A 17,413-nucleotide genomic window follows, 5' to 3' on the forward strand; every position below is an offset into this window, starting at 1 on the left:
GCGCTCAATCGATCTGAATGTTGGAGAAAGGCCCGCCTTCGAGGTTCATGCCGCGCGCTGCCAGCGCTGACAGAACCTCCTGCCGGGGACCGAACAGAACCACCGTGCCGTTGACCAGCACGAGCACCTTGTTGACGCTTTGCAGCAGTGCCGGCCGCTGCGTGATTGTCACCACCGTGATCTTGTTCTGCTTGGCATGGTCGAGCGCACGCGCCAGCGCCTGTTCGCCGAAGCTGTCGAGGTTGGAGTTCGGCTCATCCAGGATTACCATCTTCGGCGATCCGAAGAAAGCGCGGGCCAGTGCAATGCGCTGCTTCTGGCCGCCCGACAGCGGCGAACCATCGGCCGTCACCACTGTCTCATAACCATGTGGAAGCGAGGCGATCAGCTCATGCACGTCGGCAAGCTTGGCGGCCTCGTAGATGTCGGCGTCGCTCGCATCTTCCCGCATGCGGCCGATATTGGCCTTGATCGTGCCGGGAAAGAGCTGCACGTCCTGCGGCAGATAGCCGATATTCTCGCCGAACTGGCGCTGGTCCCAGTTCCTGAGATCCATCAGATCGAGCCGCACGGCGCCGGAAGTCGGCAAGATGGAACCGACTAGCATCTTGCCGAGCGTCGTCTTGCCGGCACCTGAATTGCCGATGATCGCAAGGGAGTCGCCCGGCATGAGCGAGAAGGTCACGCCGTTCAGCACCACGCGCTTGGTGCCGTTGGGAACGAAAAGCAGGCGCTCGACATCGAGCCGGCCTTCCGGGTTCGGCAGCTTCAAGCGCTCAAAGTTCATCGGCGAGGTCTTCAGAAGTGTGGCGATGCGCTGATAGCTGGCGCGCGATTGCACCACCTGGTGCCAGCCCTCGATCGCGCCTTCGATCGGGCCCAGCGCACGACCGGCGATGATCGACGCCGCGATCACCATGCCGCCGGTCAGCTCGCCCTCGATCGACAAGAACGCGCCCCAGCCCAGCATCGAGACCTGGGTCAGAAGCCGGATCGCCTTCGACAGTGAGGCAAAGCCGATGTTGCGATCCTGCGCTTCCACCTGGGCGCTGAGCGAAGACGCCGTGTCCCTGCCCCACAGCCGCACCGTTTCCGGGATCATCGCCAGTGCGTTGATGATCTGCGAATTGCGCGACATGGCGTCGAGATGAAGGTTCGACCGCACGAGATGCCCGTTGGCTTCGGCAAAATGCGCATGCGTGGCGCGCTGGTTGAAGATCGCCACGATCAAAAGCAGGAAGGACGACAGGATCACGATCGAGCCGAGATGCGGATGCACCAGAAACACCGCGACCAGGAAGACAGGCGCGACCGGTGCATCGAGCAGCGAAAGCAGCGTGCCGGAAGTCAGAAACGAGCGCAGCTGTTGCAGATCGCCCAGCACCTGATATTCGCGCCCGTTGCTTTGCAAGGACGCGCGAGCCGCCGCACTCAGGATCGGCGCGCCGAGCTGTGCCGCGACTTCCACCGCCGTGCGCATCAGGATGAAGCGGCGCAGTGCATCGAGCACCGACTGCATGATCACCGCGCCCACGATCACGGTGGTGAGCATGATCAGCGTGTCGATCGAACGGCTGGACAAGACACGGTCGGAGATCTGGAACAGATAGATGGGAATAGCCAGAACCAGCACATTGGTGGCCAGCGTGAACACCATCACGATGGCCAGGTTGTGCTTCACCGCCTTGATGCCGGCTTGCAGCGAATGGGAGTAATCGACAGGGCCGAGCCGCTTGTGGAACGCGCCGCCGCCACCACCGCCGCCACCGCCCTTGCCGGTGTCTGAAGGCCCGCGTCCGCCCTGCGACGGCTCCTTCTTCGGCGCTTCCACCGGGCCGCGATCGGCTTCCAGCACCACCATTCCCGACGGCTTGGCTTCGCTCTTCATCTCCGGCGCGGCGGGCGCTTGCGGTGCTTCGGGAAGAACCCGGCTTTCCGGCTGCGCTGCAGGTTTGGCTGAAGGCTGGGGCGTCTCGACGCGCGCGACCGGCGGGACAACCGGAATGGGAGTCGGGACCGGTGCCGGCACCGTCGGGCTTTGCGCCAGCGCCTTTGCGGCTTCAGGCACGACAACCGTGCGCTTCACGCCGGCGCGCTGCAGCATTTCCTGATCGAACAGCTCGCCCAGCATCGTGTCGAGATTGGACAAGGTCTTGTCGATCGCTTCACTCGGGCCGCGCAGCATCTGTGCCAGCGGCTTGGATGCAGTGCTCGGTCTGGCATGCGTATCGTCCTGCGACGCCTCATCCGCCGGCTCCTCGCGGAACGGCTGGAAATCCCCCCGGTCGACCATGTGTGTTCTTACCTTTGACCTAACTCAGCATGCTGTGCATGGGATCGACCGCGCCGTGATGGTCGGCGATCGTCGGCTTGGCGAAACTGTCATTCCAGTGATCGGACGGTGACGTGACGGCGTTGTCCTGCAAAAAGGCAACTGCCTCGTTCACCAGATGGTCGGGATCAGCCAAGCCGAAGCTGGGTTTGCTCGACACAAGCTCGGCCTGCACCAGCATGGCGTCGGAATAGGTATGACCGCCGGCATAGATCTTGCCGGAATAATCGACGTCGGTGATCCCGGCGAGATTGATGACCTGGTTGTTGCCGGTCGACACGGTCCAGTGGGCGTTGGCATCGGCCTTCGCCTGATCCATCGCCAAGGCAATCTGGTCGCTGTCGCCGAGAATGTTGGTCTGCTTGATGTAGTTCAGGTTGAGGAAATCGCCGGTGACGTAAAGCACGCGCAGACCCGCCATGCCCGCAAACATCGGGTCGTTCATGACCCCGGCCGGCAGGCTCTCATTGCCAGCCGCAAAGTTTGCGGCGGCTTGCCCATAGGCATTCGGCAGCGCTTCAACGCCGGCGCCATGCATGTTGTGGATCGTAGCCTGGTTCCAAAGCAGGTTGCCCTGCGTCGACAACTGGAACTGGCTGTTGGTCTGGAAACCATCGACGCCGCCGACGAGATCGTTGTCGAGCAGAACGTTCATCTGGTGGATAATGTTGGCGTCGTAGATGCTTCCACCGACGATGATCAGGTCGAAGAAGTGGCCGATCTGCTGCAGGAAAACATCGTTCAACTGCATGTTGTCACCAGTGGTGACGGTGGTCTTATATCCGCTCGACGACAACACCGCGATGTCGCTGTCGCTCATGAAGGCGAGCTGCTCGACCCAGGCCATGATGGTAAGGTCGCCATGCAGCGTCGTGATGGCCCATTGCGACGGAAACTGACCGGGTGCAGGCAGATTGACGGCATGCTGCGGCCCCAGATCCGTTTGCTTGAACATGGCGATGTTGAAGGCCTGCGTCGGATCGCTATTATCCAGCTGCCACCCATTCAGCCCATGCAACATCGAGCCGATCGCATCCTGATCGGCAAACACGTTGATCTGGATGATCGCGTCGAGCTGATGGTAGTCGCCAACGGCGGCCATCACATGCGCGGCCGTCCATTGGTTGGCAATTTGCGCAGTATTCACCAGCGTGTTGCCGCCGGTCGACGCGTCGACTGACGAGTCCGCCTGAGCACCGCCATAGGCCGTGCTGCCAGTCGCACTCGCCGCAGTGGAAGGCGTATCACCACCGAGGCGGATCGAGCTTGGAAGCGCATTATCGTCGTCGGCGTCGTCGGGCTTGGTCTTGAGATAATCGTCCAGCTTAGGAAGATCGTCGGTCACCGCCACGCCGTTGACGAAGCTTTGGCCGAGCGGATCGCTCGACACGAACAGCGAGAAGTCGTCGGCCTCCACGCTTTGGTGATGCGCCGCGAAATCACGCAGCATGACGGTGACATTGTCGATGAAGTCGGCCAGCGCGGCCGTGTTGTCCGTCGCGCCGGTGGCATCCAGGCCCCAAAGCGGGGAAAGATCGTGCGCGGCATCCACGAGCTGCGCCAGCTGCGCATCGGGATCGCCAATCTGATGGAAAATCAAGCCGTGATTGCCGACGGACGCATAATCGTCGTCGGACAGAACCGCTTCCTGATGGATCAGGGTTGCGATCGATCCTTGCGGGTCGAGCTGCCCATGGCCGCTACGCGATACATGCGCGGCATGGAGCGAGCGCGTTGCTTCAGCATCATGATCCGCAATGCGCGCCGACTTTGTCGGAAGCGGCCGATAGGTCACCGTCGTGTCATGCACGACGCGAACCAGTTGAGACGGCTGCGGAAGGTACAAAACGCCGGGATCGAAATCCTCGAGATCGAGCGCGGCATTGAGGGAAACCGGATGGCTGTCGGCATGCGACGGGTCGCGGTCGTGCTGCTGCTTTGCCGTAAATTCGTTGAAGGATTTACGCAGGCGCGCAGCCTCGGTGGTGACGTCGAACAGGCCCACGAAATGAGCGATGGCTTCGGTTGTCTTGTCGAGAAACACGGCTCAAGCCTCCGTCGGCACGCCGTTGCGGCCGATTTTTGAAAGGAGTTGGGTCGCGCAGGAGCTGCGCGACCCGGTTCTTGTGCTGTGTTGGCCTTCAGGTGTTGTGGTGGTCGCCATCCTCGCCAGCGGTCATGCTGGAGAGGCTGCCGCCGACAACCGTCATATCGACGGCGTTCTGCTGCAGGTTGGCACCCATCGACAGCGTTGCATTGAACGCGTTGGTGTCGATAACCGCGTCAGCCGAAGCCGAGCTCGTGCCGGTGACATAGCCGTCGTCGCCATTGCTCGAACCCCAGGTGCCGCCAGCGCCGCCGAAGCCGCCATCGCCATTGGTGGCATAGCCGCCGAAGCCGCCTGCACCGCCTGCACCAGAGAAAGCATCGCCAGCAAGAGCTGAACCACCGACGCCGTCAGCCCAAGCGCCGCTCAAAGCATCGCCGCCTGCACCGCCCCAGGCCTGCGCGCCGCCGCCGAAGGCATCGCCCGAAGCAGCCCAGCCGCTCGTGGCTCCACCGCCATAGGCTTCGCCGCCTGCACCACCGGCACCGCCGGCTGCGCCAGCTGAACTCGAGCCGGAACCCGTGCCATAGCCACTGGCAGAGCCAGCGCCCCCAGCGCCCGAACCGCCGACATCGCCGCTGCCACCACCGGCGCCGCCGGCGCCCGAGGCACCACCACCGCCGCCGCCGCCACCGCCACCGCCGCCACCTGTGCCGCCCGTGTTGCTGACGCTGCCGTCATTGTTGTGGCTATAGGCAGTGCCCGGCCAGTAATCGCCACCGCTTGCGGAGGTCGGCATGTGGCTGGAAAGATCGCCGATATCGCCACCGGAGCCACCAGCAGCACCGTTTCCGCCATTGCCGGCTTCGCCGGTATCGCCACCGCGTGCGCCGTTGCCGGACGAGCCTTCGGCGGTGCTGTCTCCGCCCATGGCACCGGCATGTCCGGAGCCTAGACCGAGGCCGAGGCTGAAGCCGAGGGCTGCGCCGCCGGCGCCGCCGAAGCCGCCAGATGCGCCGCCGCCATTGGCATAGCCGGATGAAGCACCGCCGCTAACGCCGCCGCCACCAGTGGAACCTGCTCCACCGCCAGCACCCGCATTCGACGTGCTTCCAGCCGTACCGCCCGTGCCAATGCCGCCGAGCGCAATGCCGCCAAAAGCGGTTCCACCGTTCGCGCCCGAGCCGCCCAACGACTTGGCGAAGCTGCCGCCATCGCCTCCAGCACCACCGCCGCTGATCCCGTCGCCTGCATGGGCATCGCCGGCATCCGCGTTACCATTTTGGTTGAACGTTCCGGTGTTGCTGGTCGAGAAGTCCTCGACGTAGTCGTTGTCGCTGATATTGGCGACCTGGTTGATGAGCGTTCCAACCGAGTCCGCACCCGTCATGCCGTTCAAAGCGTTGTCGAAAGTCGTGTTGAACACCGAACCGATCGAGGCATCGTCTTTAAGGTCGAGGTCGATCGTGTCGTTGTCCGACGGCTCCCAGCCTTCCATGTTCAGGCCCACGCCAACGCCGACGTTCACGTGAGTGTCGGTGGTCGTCGTCGTATGGTTTTCGTTGGTGTTCAGGTTGCCGTTCCCATTCAGGTTCAGGCTTCCATTGGCATTCAGATTGCCATTGCCGTTGAGATTGCCATTTCCGTTGCCGTTTTCATTGCCGTTATAGGACTCGCTATACTGGCCCTGGCCCTGGCCCTGGCCTTGAGCCTGGCCCTGTAACTCGTACTGGCTCTGATCCTGATTGGAAGGATCGTAGTGATTACCGTGCCTGTTATTACCGCTCATCTTCAAAATCCTGAAAGAGGCCGCGGACCCGGAACGCCATTCATCTCATAGGGCGCTTTGCGGGGTTAAGCGGCGTGTTCATTTTCGCTGCTGCTTCAATCTCCGGACACACTCGATCGAGGGGACGAACGACCGCAGACCCGGCATGCGTTGCTTGATGAGATCCTCCTCAAAGGAGAGCGCGTGTCAGCGAGCGCTCGCCCATTGGGACAAGCCGCAACCTGAGGTTCTTTGGATGGGTCCGGCACTCTCCAAACCGGAACGAGATTACACTGCCAGCCCTTTATTGAAGTAAAAATACCTCAATTGGAGCTAGATCGACAGTAAGACGCAAGGCTACTTTGTTAGCGCGGCATAATATTCAAAAATAAGCCGGCGACACATGGTCTCTCAAGCTTACGACAGGTTCACTGACCATTATTGCAGGTGCGCGCAACCCGAAACACTGCAGATTTGAACAAGCAATTTAGCATCAACTTATGGAAATCGCTGGTGTTTTGGGCGCCTAGCACAACGAGTCCTGCCGAGCCACAAAAACTAAATCGTTCCGGCTATATCCAGGTTACAAGAAGAGAGATACATTTATTCCAGACTATCAAAGTTAAACGATTATTAAACATTGTTGGAACGTCCGCAGAAGGAATTGCCTAAGGAGTAGGGGAACGCAGTATCGCGTATTGGGGGAGTGCCTATGTCTGAAGTAATGCAATCCTACGCTAAAGCCGAGCGAGACGGGTTCGGCCGGCCTGTCCGGAAGCGCGACACCTTCCTGTTTGTCACGGCAAAGCCAGTCCTGTCGGACTGTCTGATCCAGGCCATCGAAACGGAATTTGTCGATGTGGGAGCCGTTCAGGTGCCGGATCTGCCTGCAGCATGCGAGGGATCCAAGGGGAACGTTTCACTGATCTTCGTCGACCTTGCTTTGTTCGAACAGCTTGAAAACTGGGTCCCGGAGCTGATGAACGCGCATCCGAGCGCGCTGATCGCAATGGTCCAGACCGACGCCCGTCGCTCCGTGCCGATCGACGAAATCTTGCGATCCAACGTTGTTTGCGGCGTGTTGCCGATGCACCTGAAGCTCGATATCTGGCTCTCGGTGATCCGGCTGCTGCTGATCGGCGGCGAATATATCCCGACCGCCATGTTCCGTCCGCTCGCTTCCGAAAAGATCGTCGCGCAGCAGCCCGCCAAGGCTCCCGCTCCGCCTGGGCATTTCGATCCGCGCGAGTTGAGCGGCCTGACCGAGCGCGAATTGCAGATCCTGGAACTGGTCGCGCGGGGTTTGCAGAACAAGGTGATCGCGGCCAGCCTGCAGCTGTCTGAACACACGGTGAAGATCCACCTGCACAACATCATTACCAAGCTCGGCACATCAAACCGCACACAGGCCGCGGCCATCTTCCACCGCAGCCGTGGAGGAGAAGCCGACGGAGCCTCTGCCCTCACCCTCCTGCCCGGACGGTGACATCGTGCTGTTCAAGGATGTTCTCCAGCTCGTCGGCCACCTGAACTACACGTGGACCAACACGGAAAGCCTCCTGATCTACCTGATCGCCGGCCTTGCAAAAACCGACAAGGAAACCGCGATCATCATCTTCCTGACCCTGAACACCACGAAAGCCCGCATCGAGCTCGTGGAACGTCTCGCGAAGATGTCGAAAACCAAGTCGGAAGACCGCAAGGCCGTGCTCGAATTGACGAGCCGGTTGAGCCGTCAGGCGCGGCTGCGCAACAAATACACGCATTGCATTTATTCGTTCGACCAGACCGGCACGCGGGCCAGCACGCAATTGATGCGCGTGGTGGAAAGCAAGGATGCCGTGCGCTACGGCAAGGTCGAGGCGCTGGACGATCCCGAAATGATGCGCATTTCAGCCTCGATCGCGGCGATCCAGGGCATCAACAAGGACATCTGGACGCTGGTGGAAGCCAAGAACTTTCCGCATTGAAGCGTTCTGTCCGCCGGTAAAACGGCTAGCTGTCGATGCGTGTCCATTCGGAACCGCCGCCGGCATTGGGCTTCTGGCGCGCGAAATATTTGTAGGGCGTGCGCGACCACGGCTTGATGGCATCCGTCATGTTGTCGAGCACCAGATCGCCCTTCGACGTGCGAACGGTCAGCACAGCATGACCGGCACCATTCAGAGTGCCGACCGTGAGAAGCAAAGTCGAAGCGGGCCATCCGCGTTTCAGAAGCTCGGCCTTCTTCATGATCGCGAGATCCTCGCAGTCACCGCCGGCATCCGCGGTCGGCATGCCCCATTGGTCGCCGCTGAGACCCGGTTTGTCATCGCGCTGCTTGAAGCCGCGATTGACGGATGTGTTGACGGCCTTCAACTCGGCCATGCGCGCGGGCGTCATGGTCATGGCATCGGACGCGCCATTGGTTGAACACAAGCGCGGCTGCTCGTCACAGAAGGGGTAGAAGCCAGGAGGTGCAAAGGCGAAGCCGAGCGGCTTCATTGTCGAGGGTGCACCAATACTACTCGTGGTTTCCGAACAAGCGGCACAACCCAGGAGCACGGCAAGAACGATCACGCAGCGAATCATGACTATCTCCGGCGTCAATCGCATAGGCTAAAATGCGCCGGTGAGGCAAATATAAAGAATCCCGCTTGCGGACAGATCAGGATTACACTAGCGTTTACAGATTGTTACCAATGACGGTGACATCCATCATACGCCAAAGAGGGGACGGGCGCATCTTTCCTTAGGAGGAAGAGCATGTACTCGTTCGCAAAAAACGCGGGCAGCCTTGGTGCTGCCCTGCTGATCTCAACGGCTTCTCTCGTCTTTTCAAGCTCCACGGCGATCTCGCAATCGGCACGGCAGAACGTGACGGCCAATCAATGCCGCACGCTGACGCGCAACAATCTCGCGCTGTGCTGCGCCGCGCTTAATCGAAGCACCATCCTGTCGCGCGGACAGTTGGCGCAATGCCCGCCACTGACGACGTCGCTCGTGTCGCAAGCCCTGCGGGATTCCCAACGCAGCGATGATAATGGCGGGGGCCGTGGCAATAACGGCAACAATGGCAACAACGGCGGATCTGGGAATTCCGGCGGACCCGGCAACTCGAATGGCCCCGGCGGCTCCAACGGTCCCGGCGGCTCGGATGGTCCAGGCGGATCTGACGGGCCTGGAGGATCCGATGGGCCCGGCGGGTCGGACGGACCTGGAGGCTCTGGCGGTCCCGGTGGCGATAATGGCGGCAACGGTGGCAACGGCGGCGGCGGTGGGAACGGCGGCAACGGCGGGGGCAATGGCGGCGGCGGAGGCAACGGCGGAAACGGCGGAGGCAATGGCGGCGGCGGCGGGAATGGCGGCGGCTCCGATGGCGGCGGTGGGAACGGCGGCAACGGTGGAGGCTCCGGGGGTGGCGGCAACGGCGGAAACGGCGGCGGCTCCAGCGGTGGCGGCAACGGCGGAAACGGCGGCGGCTCCAGCGGTGGCGGCAACGGCGGAAACGGCGGCGGCTCCAGCGGTGGCGGCAACAACGGCGGAAACGGCGGCGGCTCCGGCGGTGCTGGTGGCGGCGGCGGAAACGGTGGGTCCGGCGGCTCGGGCGGTTCCGGCGGCGGCGGTGGTGGCGGCGGCAACGGCGGAGCCGGCGGCTAAGAGCCCTCACCAACCCTCAAAGGAAAAGGGAGGCCAACCGGCCTCCCTTTTTTATCGTCAGCAAAAACGTCGTTGGAACGATTAGGCTTCCTGGATCGCCGACAGCTTCCAATCGCCGCCGCGAGCGCGCACGAATGTCCATAGCTCAGTGATCTCGCTAAGCTCCTCGTCGCCATCCAACAGGCGGCCGCTGTTGCGGTCCAGCAGTCGGTCACGCGATTCGTAGCGCAGCGCGGCCGTTGCATAGTCCTGCGTGCCTTCGCTCCAGCTCTCGGCGATGTCAGCCTGCAGAAGGGTCACATCCGTCACCTCGTTGCGCACGCCGTTTTGCGCGTTCTCAGCCAGTTCCTCCGACAGGTAGGACACCATTTCCGGCGTCACGAGCCGGCGCAGTGCGGCGTGATCTTCGCGGGAAAACGCTGCCTGCACCTCCGCAAGACGTTGCTCGAACGTGTCGAGATCGGTCTGCGCAAGCTCGATGTCGCGGCTTTCCACTGCGGCCGGCTTGCCGGCACCACCTCCGATCGACGGGATCGGGAAGGAGCGGTTGTTTTGCGGCTGAGCCTCCGCATCACGGCGCGCCTGCCAGTTTGGATTGGGTGCGGCACCAGCTGCAGCACGGCCTGGCCCCGCATAAGCAGGGCTCGGCTGAGACCGCGAGCGGAAAAAGCGCATGGCAAGCATGATCAGGCCGCCGATCAGCAGGATCTGCAGGAGCATGCCGAACATTCCGGCCATGCCGCCGAAGCCGTGGCCCATCAGCATGCCGAACAAACCGCCGATCAAAAGGCCGCGCATCAAGCCGCCGCCCAAACCACCGAACAAGCCGCCGCGCTGCTGCCCGGCTGTTTGCGCCTGACGCGTCGCGGCGCCGGGCTGCGCGGTACTCGGCGTCATCGAACGCTCGACCGGGGCTGTCTGGCGCGGCGCGGTATTCGTTGCAGGCGCGGACTGGAACGTGCGTCCGCCACGGCTGCCGAAGCTGCCGCCGCGTCGGGCTTCAGCGTGGTCAACCGCGACCATGGACAGGGCAAGAAACAGCCCCATGAATAGAGCAGTCAGGCGTTTTCCACGCGAACCAAGCACAGGCAGCATCCTCCTTGATGATAGCTGTGCCGCATATAAGCGATTGTGATTGAAAGTTTTAGTGCGCGATCATGCCAAACGCAGCGCCACGACCCCGCCGACGATCAAAACTCCGGCAACAAAGCGCCAAAGGCCCAAGCCTTCGCGCAGAAAGGCCACGGAGATGATCATCGCAAACAGGATCGAGCTTTCGCGCAAGGCGGCGACCGCGCCGATCGGCGCCAGCGTCATCGCCCACATCGCGATGCCGTAGGATGCCGCCGACAGGCCGCCAACGCCGACGCCGATCTTCCACGACCGTGCCATCACCGGCAAAATGCCGGGTCCGCGAAGAACCAGCGCCAGAACCAGCGAAATCGTGCCGTCAGTAATGAACAGCCACACCGCATAGGAGAAAGCGGAACTTGCCAGCCGCACGCCATTGCCGTCGGCCAGCGTATAACAGGCGATGAAAAAGGAGGTGGAAAAGGCATAGGCGATGGCTTCGCGGTTAAGCTTCTCCAACCCGCCGCCGCGCAACGACATCAGGATCGTGCCGGCACATAGAAGCGCGATGCCGAGCACCGCCCAGCTGCCGGGATGCTCGTTGATCAGCGCAAACGCGCCGATCGTCGTCAGAAGCGGCGCGCTGCCGCGGGCGAGCGGATAAACCTGGGCCAGATCGCCAGCCGCGTAGGCCTTGATCAGGCACAGCTTATAGCCCTGCTGAAACGCTGCCGAAGCGAAAATGAAGGGCCAAACGCCCCATGCGGGGAAAGCCACAAAGGGCGAAGCGATCAGCGCCATCGTGCCCATGCCCGCGCTCATCAGGGTGATGGATACGAAACGGTCGAGATGGACCTTCACCATCGCGTTCCACACCGCATGCATGGCGGCAGCAATGAGCACGGCCGTAAACACGATCGGGCTCATGCGTGATCTCCTGGAAAATCGCGACGGCGACTTTGAGAGTGGCGGAGTGGCGGCATGCGGCGGGCTCGTTTCCCCGCATGCATAGCGAATGCGCCTAGCATCCGCAAAGCACAGAGCCGGCCAATCCTTCGGCCAGCCGAAATCCGTCAGTCCGCGAGCACCATCAGGTCGCGCGGCGCGAAGGCAAGTTCGGCCGGTGCACCGGATACCGGTGGCGGCATGGTCGGATCGTTGAACGTGTCGAGTGACACCGTGCTGTCGCCGACTTTCGTGCGCACCCGGATCACCGAACCTAGAAAATGCACGTCGGCGATCGTCGCGTCCAGAGCACCGGTGCGCTCGCCTGTGCGGCCGAGCGATACTGCTTCGGGACGAAGCGCCAACGAGATCGTGTCCCCGTTGCGCTTGGGCGCGAGATCGCGATGGAGTGCCAGGGTCTGACCCGCGACATCCACCGAGCCGGCTTCGGCATCAAGAATGCGCGCTTCCAGCACGTTGAGCGTGCCCACGAAGTTGGCGACAAAGCGGGTGGCCGGACGGTTGTAGATCTCGAACGGCGTGCCGGCCTGGTCGGCGCGGCCATTGTTCATGACGACGATGCGGTCGGAAATCGACAGCGCTTCTTCCTGGTCATGCGTCACGAAGATCGTGGTGATGCCGAGTTCTTTCTGGATCGACCGTATTTCCTCGCGCAAGGACACGCGCACCTTGGCATCCAGCGCGGACAGGGGCTCGTCGAGCAGAAGCAGGCGCGGCTTCGGCGCAAGCGCGCGCGCCAGGGCTACACGCTGCTGCTGGCCGCCCGAGAGCTGGTAGGGATAGCGGTCACCTAGATGCGGCAGGCTGATCAGCTTCAGCATCTCTTGGACGCGCTGCGCGCTTTCAGCCTTCGGCGTACCGGCGACACGGAGGCCGAAGGCGATGTTCTGTGCCACGGTCAGGTTCGGAAACAGCGCATAGGCCTGGAACACCATGCCGACCTTGCGCTGGTTCGGCTTGAGGTTGGTGACATCCTTGCCACCGACGAAGATCTTGCCCGCGCTCGGTTCCTCGAAGCCGGCGACCATGCGCAGCATCGTCGTCTTGCCGCAGCCGGATGGTCCCAGGAACGAAATGAACTCGCCGCGCCCGACATCGAGGTTGAAGTCGCGCACGACAGTGGTGGAGCCGAAGCTCTTCTGGACGCCCTGGATCGAAAGATAAGTCTCGGTCATGTCTTTCAGTCCGGGCGGTTGGCGGATTTGGGAGCAAAGCGGGCGAGCATCTGGATCACCGACATGCAGCCCCAGGTCACGGCAAAGGTGATGACGGCAAGCGCTGCCGGCTCATAAGCGCGGTTGGCGCCGATGTTCTGAAGATACGGGCCGAAAGCCGGTCGGTTGAGCAGGCTCGCCATGGTGAACTCGCCGATCACGATGGCAAAGGTCAGGAAGGCGCCCGACAGAACCGCGATCAGCACATTAGGCAGGATCAACCGTGTGATGATCGTCGCCCAGCCGGCACCCAGGATCTGCGCGGCTTCGGTCAGCGTGCGGACATCGATGGTGCGCAGGCCTGTATCCACCGCGCGATACATGTAAGGCAGCGCCAGGATCGCATAGCCTATCACCAGCAGCGCATCCGTGCCGCGCGCCGATGCCAGGAACGGCAGTGGCGAGTTCGAGCCATACATGCGGATATAGCCGAACACGATCACGATCGCCGGGATGACCAGCGGCAACAGCGTCACGAATTCGACGATTGGCCTGATATGCGGCATGCGCAGCCGGATCCAATAGGCGGTCGGCACCACGATCAGCACGCCGAGCAGAATTGTGAAAATCGCGGCCATCACCGAATAGCCGAATGTCTGCTGAAAGCGCGGATCGCCGAAGACGACGGCAAAGGCATCGAAGGAATAGGTGCCGCGCCGCATCCGCATGGCGAATTCCAGCGTCGCCAGCAGCGGGATGATGAAATAGGCCGCACCCAATCCGAAGGTGAGCCAGGCCCAGAACTTGCCAGATTTCATTTCAGCCACCGTTCCGAGCGTGTGCGGAACCAGATGTAGAAGACATTGGCCATGCCCGTGATGAAGATCATGCCGAAGGCGATGGCATAGCCGAGATGCGCATTGTGCAGCACATCACCGCGGATCTGCGCATAAAGCAGGATCGGTACGATGTTCAGCGACGAACCCGTCAGCGCGTAAGCCGTCGCAATGGCGCCGAAAGCATTGGCGAAAAGCAGGATGACCGTGCCGAGGAAGCTCGGCCACAGAACCGGGATCACCACCATGCGCCAATACTGCCACTGCGTCGCGCCCAGCGTTGCGGCCGCCTCGCCCCATTCCTTCTTCAAGCCGTCGATCGCCGGCGTGATGATCACCACCATCAGCGGGATCTGGAAATAAAGGTAGGTCAGCGTCAGGCCCGAAAAGGACAGGATGTTGAAGCCGGTCGCATAGAGATTGAAGCCGAAGATGTCGCGCAGCAGGATCGTCACGAGGCCGAGCCGCCCGAGCGTGGCAAGAAAGGCGAAGGCCAGCGGCACGCCGGCGAAGTTCGAAGCGACGCCGGAAAAGGTCATCGTCGCACCGCGCACCCAGCGCGGCAACCCACCCCGCACGATCGCAACGGCAATCGCCAGACCAACCAGCGCGCCGATCACGGCGGAAGCGAAACTGACCTTGATGGAAATCCAGTAGGCGGCGCGAATGGTCGGCTGCCAAAGCTCAGCCAGATTGCCGAGCGTAAACGTGCCCTCCGGCGTCTGGAACGCGCCGAGGATCAGGTAAGCGGTCGGCGCAATCAGGAAAAAGATCGCGAACAAAAAGAACGGCGCGACGCCCAGCCATTGTGTCGGCAGCCGAACGGCACGCGCATGGGGCGGGGCGGCATGTGCCGCGTCCGGTTCTGACAGGCTGATCGTCGCCATGCAGGAAGGTATCCGTGGGAATAAGGAAAAGCCGGGCAGCCAGAAGGCCACCCGGCCGTTCAATCAAGACGCCTTACTGAACGTTGGCGCCCACGACCTGATCCCAGGCCTTGGTGATCGCTTCCTTGGCGGCGTTCTGGTCGTCAAGCGTCGGGAACTTCGCGGCTTCATAGGAAGCAGCCGGCGGAAGCTTGGCGAGCATCTCCTGCGGCACCTTGCCCTTGGCGACCAGATCGTTGAAGCGGATCGGGTGGCAATAGCCCTTCAGCCATCCGAGCTGACCTTCGTCCGAATAAAGATGCTCCATCCACAGCTTGGCGGCGTTCGGATGCGGCGCGTAAGCGCTGATGCCCTGAACGTAAACGCCGGCAACAACGGCCGACTTCGGCACCACCACTTCAACCGGCGGATTGCCGTTGAGCGTGTCGCGGCCGGTCAGACCGTTGTAGTCCCAGTTGATCAGGATCGGCGTCTGCCCCTGCGCCAGCGTCGCTGGCTTGCCGATCACCGGCACGAAATTGCCGGACGTGTTGAGCTTCTTGAAGAAGTCGAGGCCCTTTTCGCTGGCCGAAGCCGCATCCGTGCCGCCCGTTGCGAGACCGGCGGCGTAAACGGCCTGGATCGCTTGGTTCGACGCGCGCGGATCACCGGCGAGCGCTACCGCGTTCGCATAATCCGGCTTCAGGAGGTCGGCCCAATCCTGTGGCACGTCCTTGACGATATCCGTGTTCACCATGAACGACAGAACACCGTAATAATCGCCGTACCAATGGCCTTCCGGATCCTTGGCGTCGTCCGGGATCGAGTCCCAGGTCGAGACCTTGTAGGGCATCAGGAGGTTTTCGGCCTTGGCAGCCGGGCCGAAGGACAAGCCGACGTCGATCACGTCAGGCGCCTGCGGGCCCTTGTTGTCCTTGTTGGCCTTGATGGCCTCGATCTCGTCGCCCGAACCGGCATCCGGGTTCAGTTCGTTGACCGTGATCTCGGGATACTTTGTCTTGAAGGCGGCGATGACTTCGCCATAACCGCACCAGTCATGCGGCAGCGCGATCGTGGTGAGTTGGCCTTCCTTCTTGGCCGCTGCAACCAGTTCGTCCATATTTTGAGCGGACGAAATCGCCGTTGTCGCCATCATGGCAACGGCCGTCCACGAAAGTACTTTCCCCACCAAACCCGTCACGATCATCTCCGTTGTTGTTCCGCCTTCCCGGCGTTCGAAAGCGCCGTATGCCCTGCACATGACAGGAGGATGAAGGCCGACGCAAGCACCCGCGCAAAGACCTGAACAAAAAAGCTTTGAGCGAGTTTCTGCCCGGCAAACCCTGTTCCGGTGGTAACCCGTCGGCCAAGGACAAACCCGGCGATCACGAAGCCGTCAGAGCTTCGGGCACAACATTGCCGATATTTAACACAACGACAGCGTCAGGCATGGCATTGTGTGTTGCACAATGATCGAAACGAAAGGTCTGTTCGGCCTCACGCATCGATATGCTTCTACGCGTTACTTGAGCCGGAGACTTCAATGGCGGTCTGGAAACAACTGATCCTCGGCCTTCTCGTGGCTGTGATCGGCGCCGCTCTTTGGGTCCGCTTCGTACCGGGCTCGGCTGATACGCTGGCGAAAATCGGCCTTGATGTGCCGGCCTGGGCGGCCGTCGAGCCGCAGCAGAAGGAAGCAGCGGAAGGCGGCGGCGGCCAGAATGGCGGCCAGCGCCAGAACCGCACCACCACAGTGGTCGCACCGCCGGCCACCCGCGCCACAATCAATGATCGCCTGACCGCGATCGGCACCGGCAACGCCATCCGCTCCGTCAGCGTGCTGCCCTTCGTGTCCGGCCGCATCGTCGAGATCCCGGTCGCGTCCGGCGACCAGATCAAGGCCGGTGACGTTATCGCCCGCCTCGATGCCGACGCCGAGCGCATTGCCGTTGATCGCGCCAAGATCGCGCTGGAAAACGCGCAGGCAGCGCTCGATCGTTCCAACGCGCTACGCAATTCCAACACCATCACCGCCGTTGCCCAAACCGAAGCCAAGCTCGCCGTCGATAATGCGCGGCTCGAGCAACAGCAGGCCGAGCTCAACCTCGAGCGCCGCTCCATTACCGCCCCGATCGGCGGTATGGTCGGCATCGTGCCGGTGGAAATCGGCGATTACGTCACCTCACAGACCGAAATCGTCACGCTGGACGACCGCTCCGAAATCCTGGTCGACTTCTGGGTGCCTGAGCGGTTTGCGGGCGCGGTCAAGGTCGGCGCGCCCGTCAAGGCCAGCCTGGTTGCCCGGCCAGACCGCATCTTCGACGGCGTGGTCAGTGCCCTCGACAGCCGTCTGGATACGGCCAGCCGCACCATGCGCGTCCAGGCCAAGCTCGCGAATCCCGATGATCTCCTGCGCGCCGGCATGTCCTTTGAAGTCGCCATGACCTTCCCCGGAGACACGTTCCCGGCCGTCAATCCGCTGGCCATCCAGTGGAGCACGGACGGCGCTTATGTCTGGCAGATCCGCGACAACAAGGCGGAGCGCACGCCGGTGCGCATCATCCAGCGCAACACCGATGCGGTTCTGGTGGAGGCCGACATTGCCGATGGTCGCCCCATCATCACCGAAGGCCTGCAAGCCTTGCGCGACGGCGCGTCCGTCCAGATCGCGGGCGGCAATCGGCCCGAACCGGTGGCAACCACACAGACACCGGGAAGCGGCTCGTGACGGACA

Annotated in this window: 14 protein-coding genes; 4 read left to right on the forward strand and 10 right to left on the reverse strand. The window is 62.2% G+C overall.

The window, feature by feature from the left end:
• Window positions 1–4: 4 nt before the first annotated feature.
• From IE166_RS09140 to IE166_RS09150, 3 genes are all read right to left on the reverse strand, one after another.
• The gene (locus IE166_RS09140) at window positions 5–2,293 is read right to left on the reverse strand and encodes a type I secretion system permease/ATPase (protein ID WP_244641374.1); all 2,289 of its coding nucleotides are present in this window, start codon (window positions 2,291–2,293) and stop codon (window positions 5–7) included.
• Window positions 2,294–2,312: 19 nt separating this feature from the next.
• The gene (locus IE166_RS09145; RefSeq protein ID WP_189503114.1) at window positions 2,313–4,376 is read right to left on the reverse strand and encodes a type I secretion protein; all 2,064 of its coding nucleotides are present in this window, start codon (window positions 4,374–4,376) and stop codon (window positions 2,313–2,315) included.
• Between the two features lie 97 nt (window positions 4,377–4,473).
• Window positions 4,474–6,168: a hypothetical protein gene (locus tag IE166_RS09150; protein WP_189503115.1), complete on the reverse strand. Its 1,695-nt coding sequence runs from the start codon at window positions 6,166–6,168 to the stop codon at window positions 4,474–4,476.
• A gap of 691 nt (window positions 6,169–6,859) precedes the next feature.
• Here IE166_RS09150 and IE166_RS09155 point away from each other — a divergent pair.
• Entirely contained in the window at window positions 6,860–7,633 is a 774-nt protein-coding gene (locus tag IE166_RS09155; RefSeq protein ID WP_244641375.1) for a helix-turn-helix transcriptional regulator, read from the forward strand.
• Between the two features lies 1 nt (window position 7,634).
• Entirely contained in the window at window positions 7,635–8,117 is a 483-nt protein-coding gene (locus IE166_RS09160; protein ID WP_189503324.1) for a hypothetical protein, read from the forward strand.
• 25 nt (window positions 8,118–8,142) lie between these two features.
• Here the strand turns inward: IE166_RS09160 and IE166_RS09165 are convergent, their stop codons facing one another.
• Window positions 8,143–8,718, reverse strand: a complete 576-nt coding sequence (locus IE166_RS09165) for a transglutaminase-like cysteine peptidase (RefSeq protein ID WP_189503116.1) — start codon at window positions 8,716–8,718, stop codon at window positions 8,143–8,145.
• 174 nt (window positions 8,719–8,892) lie between these two features.
• Between IE166_RS09165 and IE166_RS09170 the strand changes: the two genes are divergently transcribed.
• Window positions 8,893–9,786, forward strand: coding sequence for a hypothetical protein (locus tag IE166_RS09170; protein ID WP_189503117.1), 894 nt, complete (start codon window positions 8,893–8,895; stop codon window positions 9,784–9,786).
• 81 nt (window positions 9,787–9,867) lie between these two features.
• Here IE166_RS09170 and IE166_RS09175 read toward each other — a convergent pair whose 3' ends face one another.
• From IE166_RS09175 to IE166_RS09200, 6 genes are all read right to left on the reverse strand, one after another.
• Window positions 9,868–10,833 carry a Tim44 domain-containing protein gene (locus IE166_RS09175; RefSeq protein WP_244641376.1) on the reverse strand — a complete coding sequence of 322 codons (966 nt, stop codon included), beginning with the start codon at window positions 10,831–10,833 and terminating at the stop codon, window positions 9,868–9,870.
• A 108-nt stretch (window positions 10,834–10,941) separates the two neighbouring features.
• Window positions 10,942–11,784 carry an EamA family transporter gene (locus IE166_RS09180; RefSeq protein ID WP_189503119.1) on the reverse strand — a complete coding sequence of 281 codons (843 nt, stop codon included), beginning with the start codon at window positions 11,782–11,784 and terminating at the stop codon, window positions 10,942–10,944.
• Window positions 11,785–11,930: 146 nt separating this feature from the next.
• Window positions 11,931–12,998 (reverse strand): ABC transporter ATP-binding protein, encoded by a 1,068-nt coding sequence (locus IE166_RS09185; RefSeq protein WP_189503120.1) that lies wholly within the window; start codon window positions 12,996–12,998, stop codon window positions 11,931–11,933.
• A gap of 5 nt (window positions 12,999–13,003) precedes the next feature.
• Window positions 13,004–13,795 (reverse strand): ABC transporter permease, encoded by a 792-nt coding sequence (locus tag IE166_RS09190; protein ID WP_189503121.1) that lies wholly within the window; start codon window positions 13,793–13,795, stop codon window positions 13,004–13,006.
• Window positions 13,792–14,700, reverse strand: a complete 909-nt coding sequence (locus IE166_RS09195; RefSeq protein ID WP_189503122.1) for an ABC transporter permease — start codon at window positions 14,698–14,700, stop codon at window positions 13,792–13,794. The genes IE166_RS09190 and IE166_RS09195 overlap by 4 nt, the downstream gene beginning before the upstream one ends.
• Before the next feature lie 73 nt (window positions 14,701–14,773).
• The gene (locus IE166_RS09200; RefSeq protein ID WP_244641427.1) at window positions 14,774–15,835 is read right to left on the reverse strand and encodes an ABC transporter substrate-binding protein; all 1,062 of its coding nucleotides are present in this window, start codon (window positions 15,833–15,835) and stop codon (window positions 14,774–14,776) included.
• 387 nt (window positions 15,836–16,222) lie between these two features.
• On the opposite strand from IE166_RS09200, the gene IE166_RS09205 reads away from it, so the two are divergent.
• Window positions 16,223–17,407 carry an efflux RND transporter periplasmic adaptor subunit gene (locus IE166_RS09205; protein ID WP_189503124.1) on the forward strand — a complete coding sequence of 395 codons (1,185 nt, stop codon included), beginning with the start codon at window positions 16,223–16,225 and terminating at the stop codon, window positions 17,405–17,407.
• The last annotated feature ends 6 nt before the right edge of the window (window positions 17,408–17,413 follow it).

The sequence above is a fragment of the Tianweitania populi genome (assembly GCF_014652875.1).
Taxonomy (GTDB): domain Bacteria; phylum Pseudomonadota; class Alphaproteobacteria; order Rhizobiales; family Rhizobiaceae; genus Tianweitania; species Tianweitania populi.

Bases quoted from the DNA above. Each gene is read 5' to 3' on its own strand.
- IE166_RS09155 (WP_244641375.1), top strand. From the start codon at position 6,860: ATGTCTGAAGTAATGCAATCCTACGCTAAAGCCGAGCGAGACGGGTTC.
- IE166_RS09195 (WP_189503122.1), bottom strand. From the start codon at position 14,700: ATGGCGACGATCAGCCTGTCAGAACCGGACGCGGCACATGCCGCCCCG.
- IE166_RS09175 (WP_244641376.1), bottom strand. From the start codon at position 10,833: ATGGGGCTGTTTCTTGCCCTGTCCATGGTCGCGGTTGACCACGCTGAA.
- IE166_RS09180 (WP_189503119.1), bottom strand. From the start codon at position 11,784: ATGAGCCCGATCGTGTTTACGGCCGTGCTCATTGCTGCCGCCATGCAT.
- IE166_RS09185 (WP_189503120.1), bottom strand. From the start codon at position 12,998: ATGACCGAGACTTATCTTTCGATCCAGGGCGTCCAGAAGAGCTTCGGC.
- IE166_RS09165 (WP_189503116.1), bottom strand. From the start codon at position 8,718: ATGATTCGCTGCGTGATCGTTCTTGCCGTGCTCCTGGGTTGTGCCGCT.
- IE166_RS09170 (WP_189503117.1), top strand. From the start codon at position 8,893: ATGTACTCGTTCGCAAAAAACGCGGGCAGCCTTGGTGCTGCCCTGCTG.
- IE166_RS09190 (WP_189503121.1), bottom strand. From the start codon at position 13,795: ATGAAATCTGGCAAGTTCTGGGCCTGGCTCACCTTCGGATTGGGTGCG.
- IE166_RS09140 (WP_244641374.1), bottom strand. From the start codon at position 2,293: ATGGTCGACCGGGGGGATTTCCAGCCGTTCCGCGAGGAGCCGGCGGAT.
- IE166_RS09150 (WP_189503115.1), bottom strand. From the start codon at position 6,168: ATGAGCGGTAATAACAGGCACGGTAATCACTACGATCCTTCCAATCAG.
- IE166_RS09200 (WP_244641427.1), bottom strand. From the start codon at position 15,835: ATGATGGCGACAACGGCGATTTCGTCCGCTCAAAATATGGACGAACTG.
- IE166_RS09205 (WP_189503124.1), top strand. From the start codon at position 16,223: ATGGCGGTCTGGAAACAACTGATCCTCGGCCTTCTCGTGGCTGTGATC.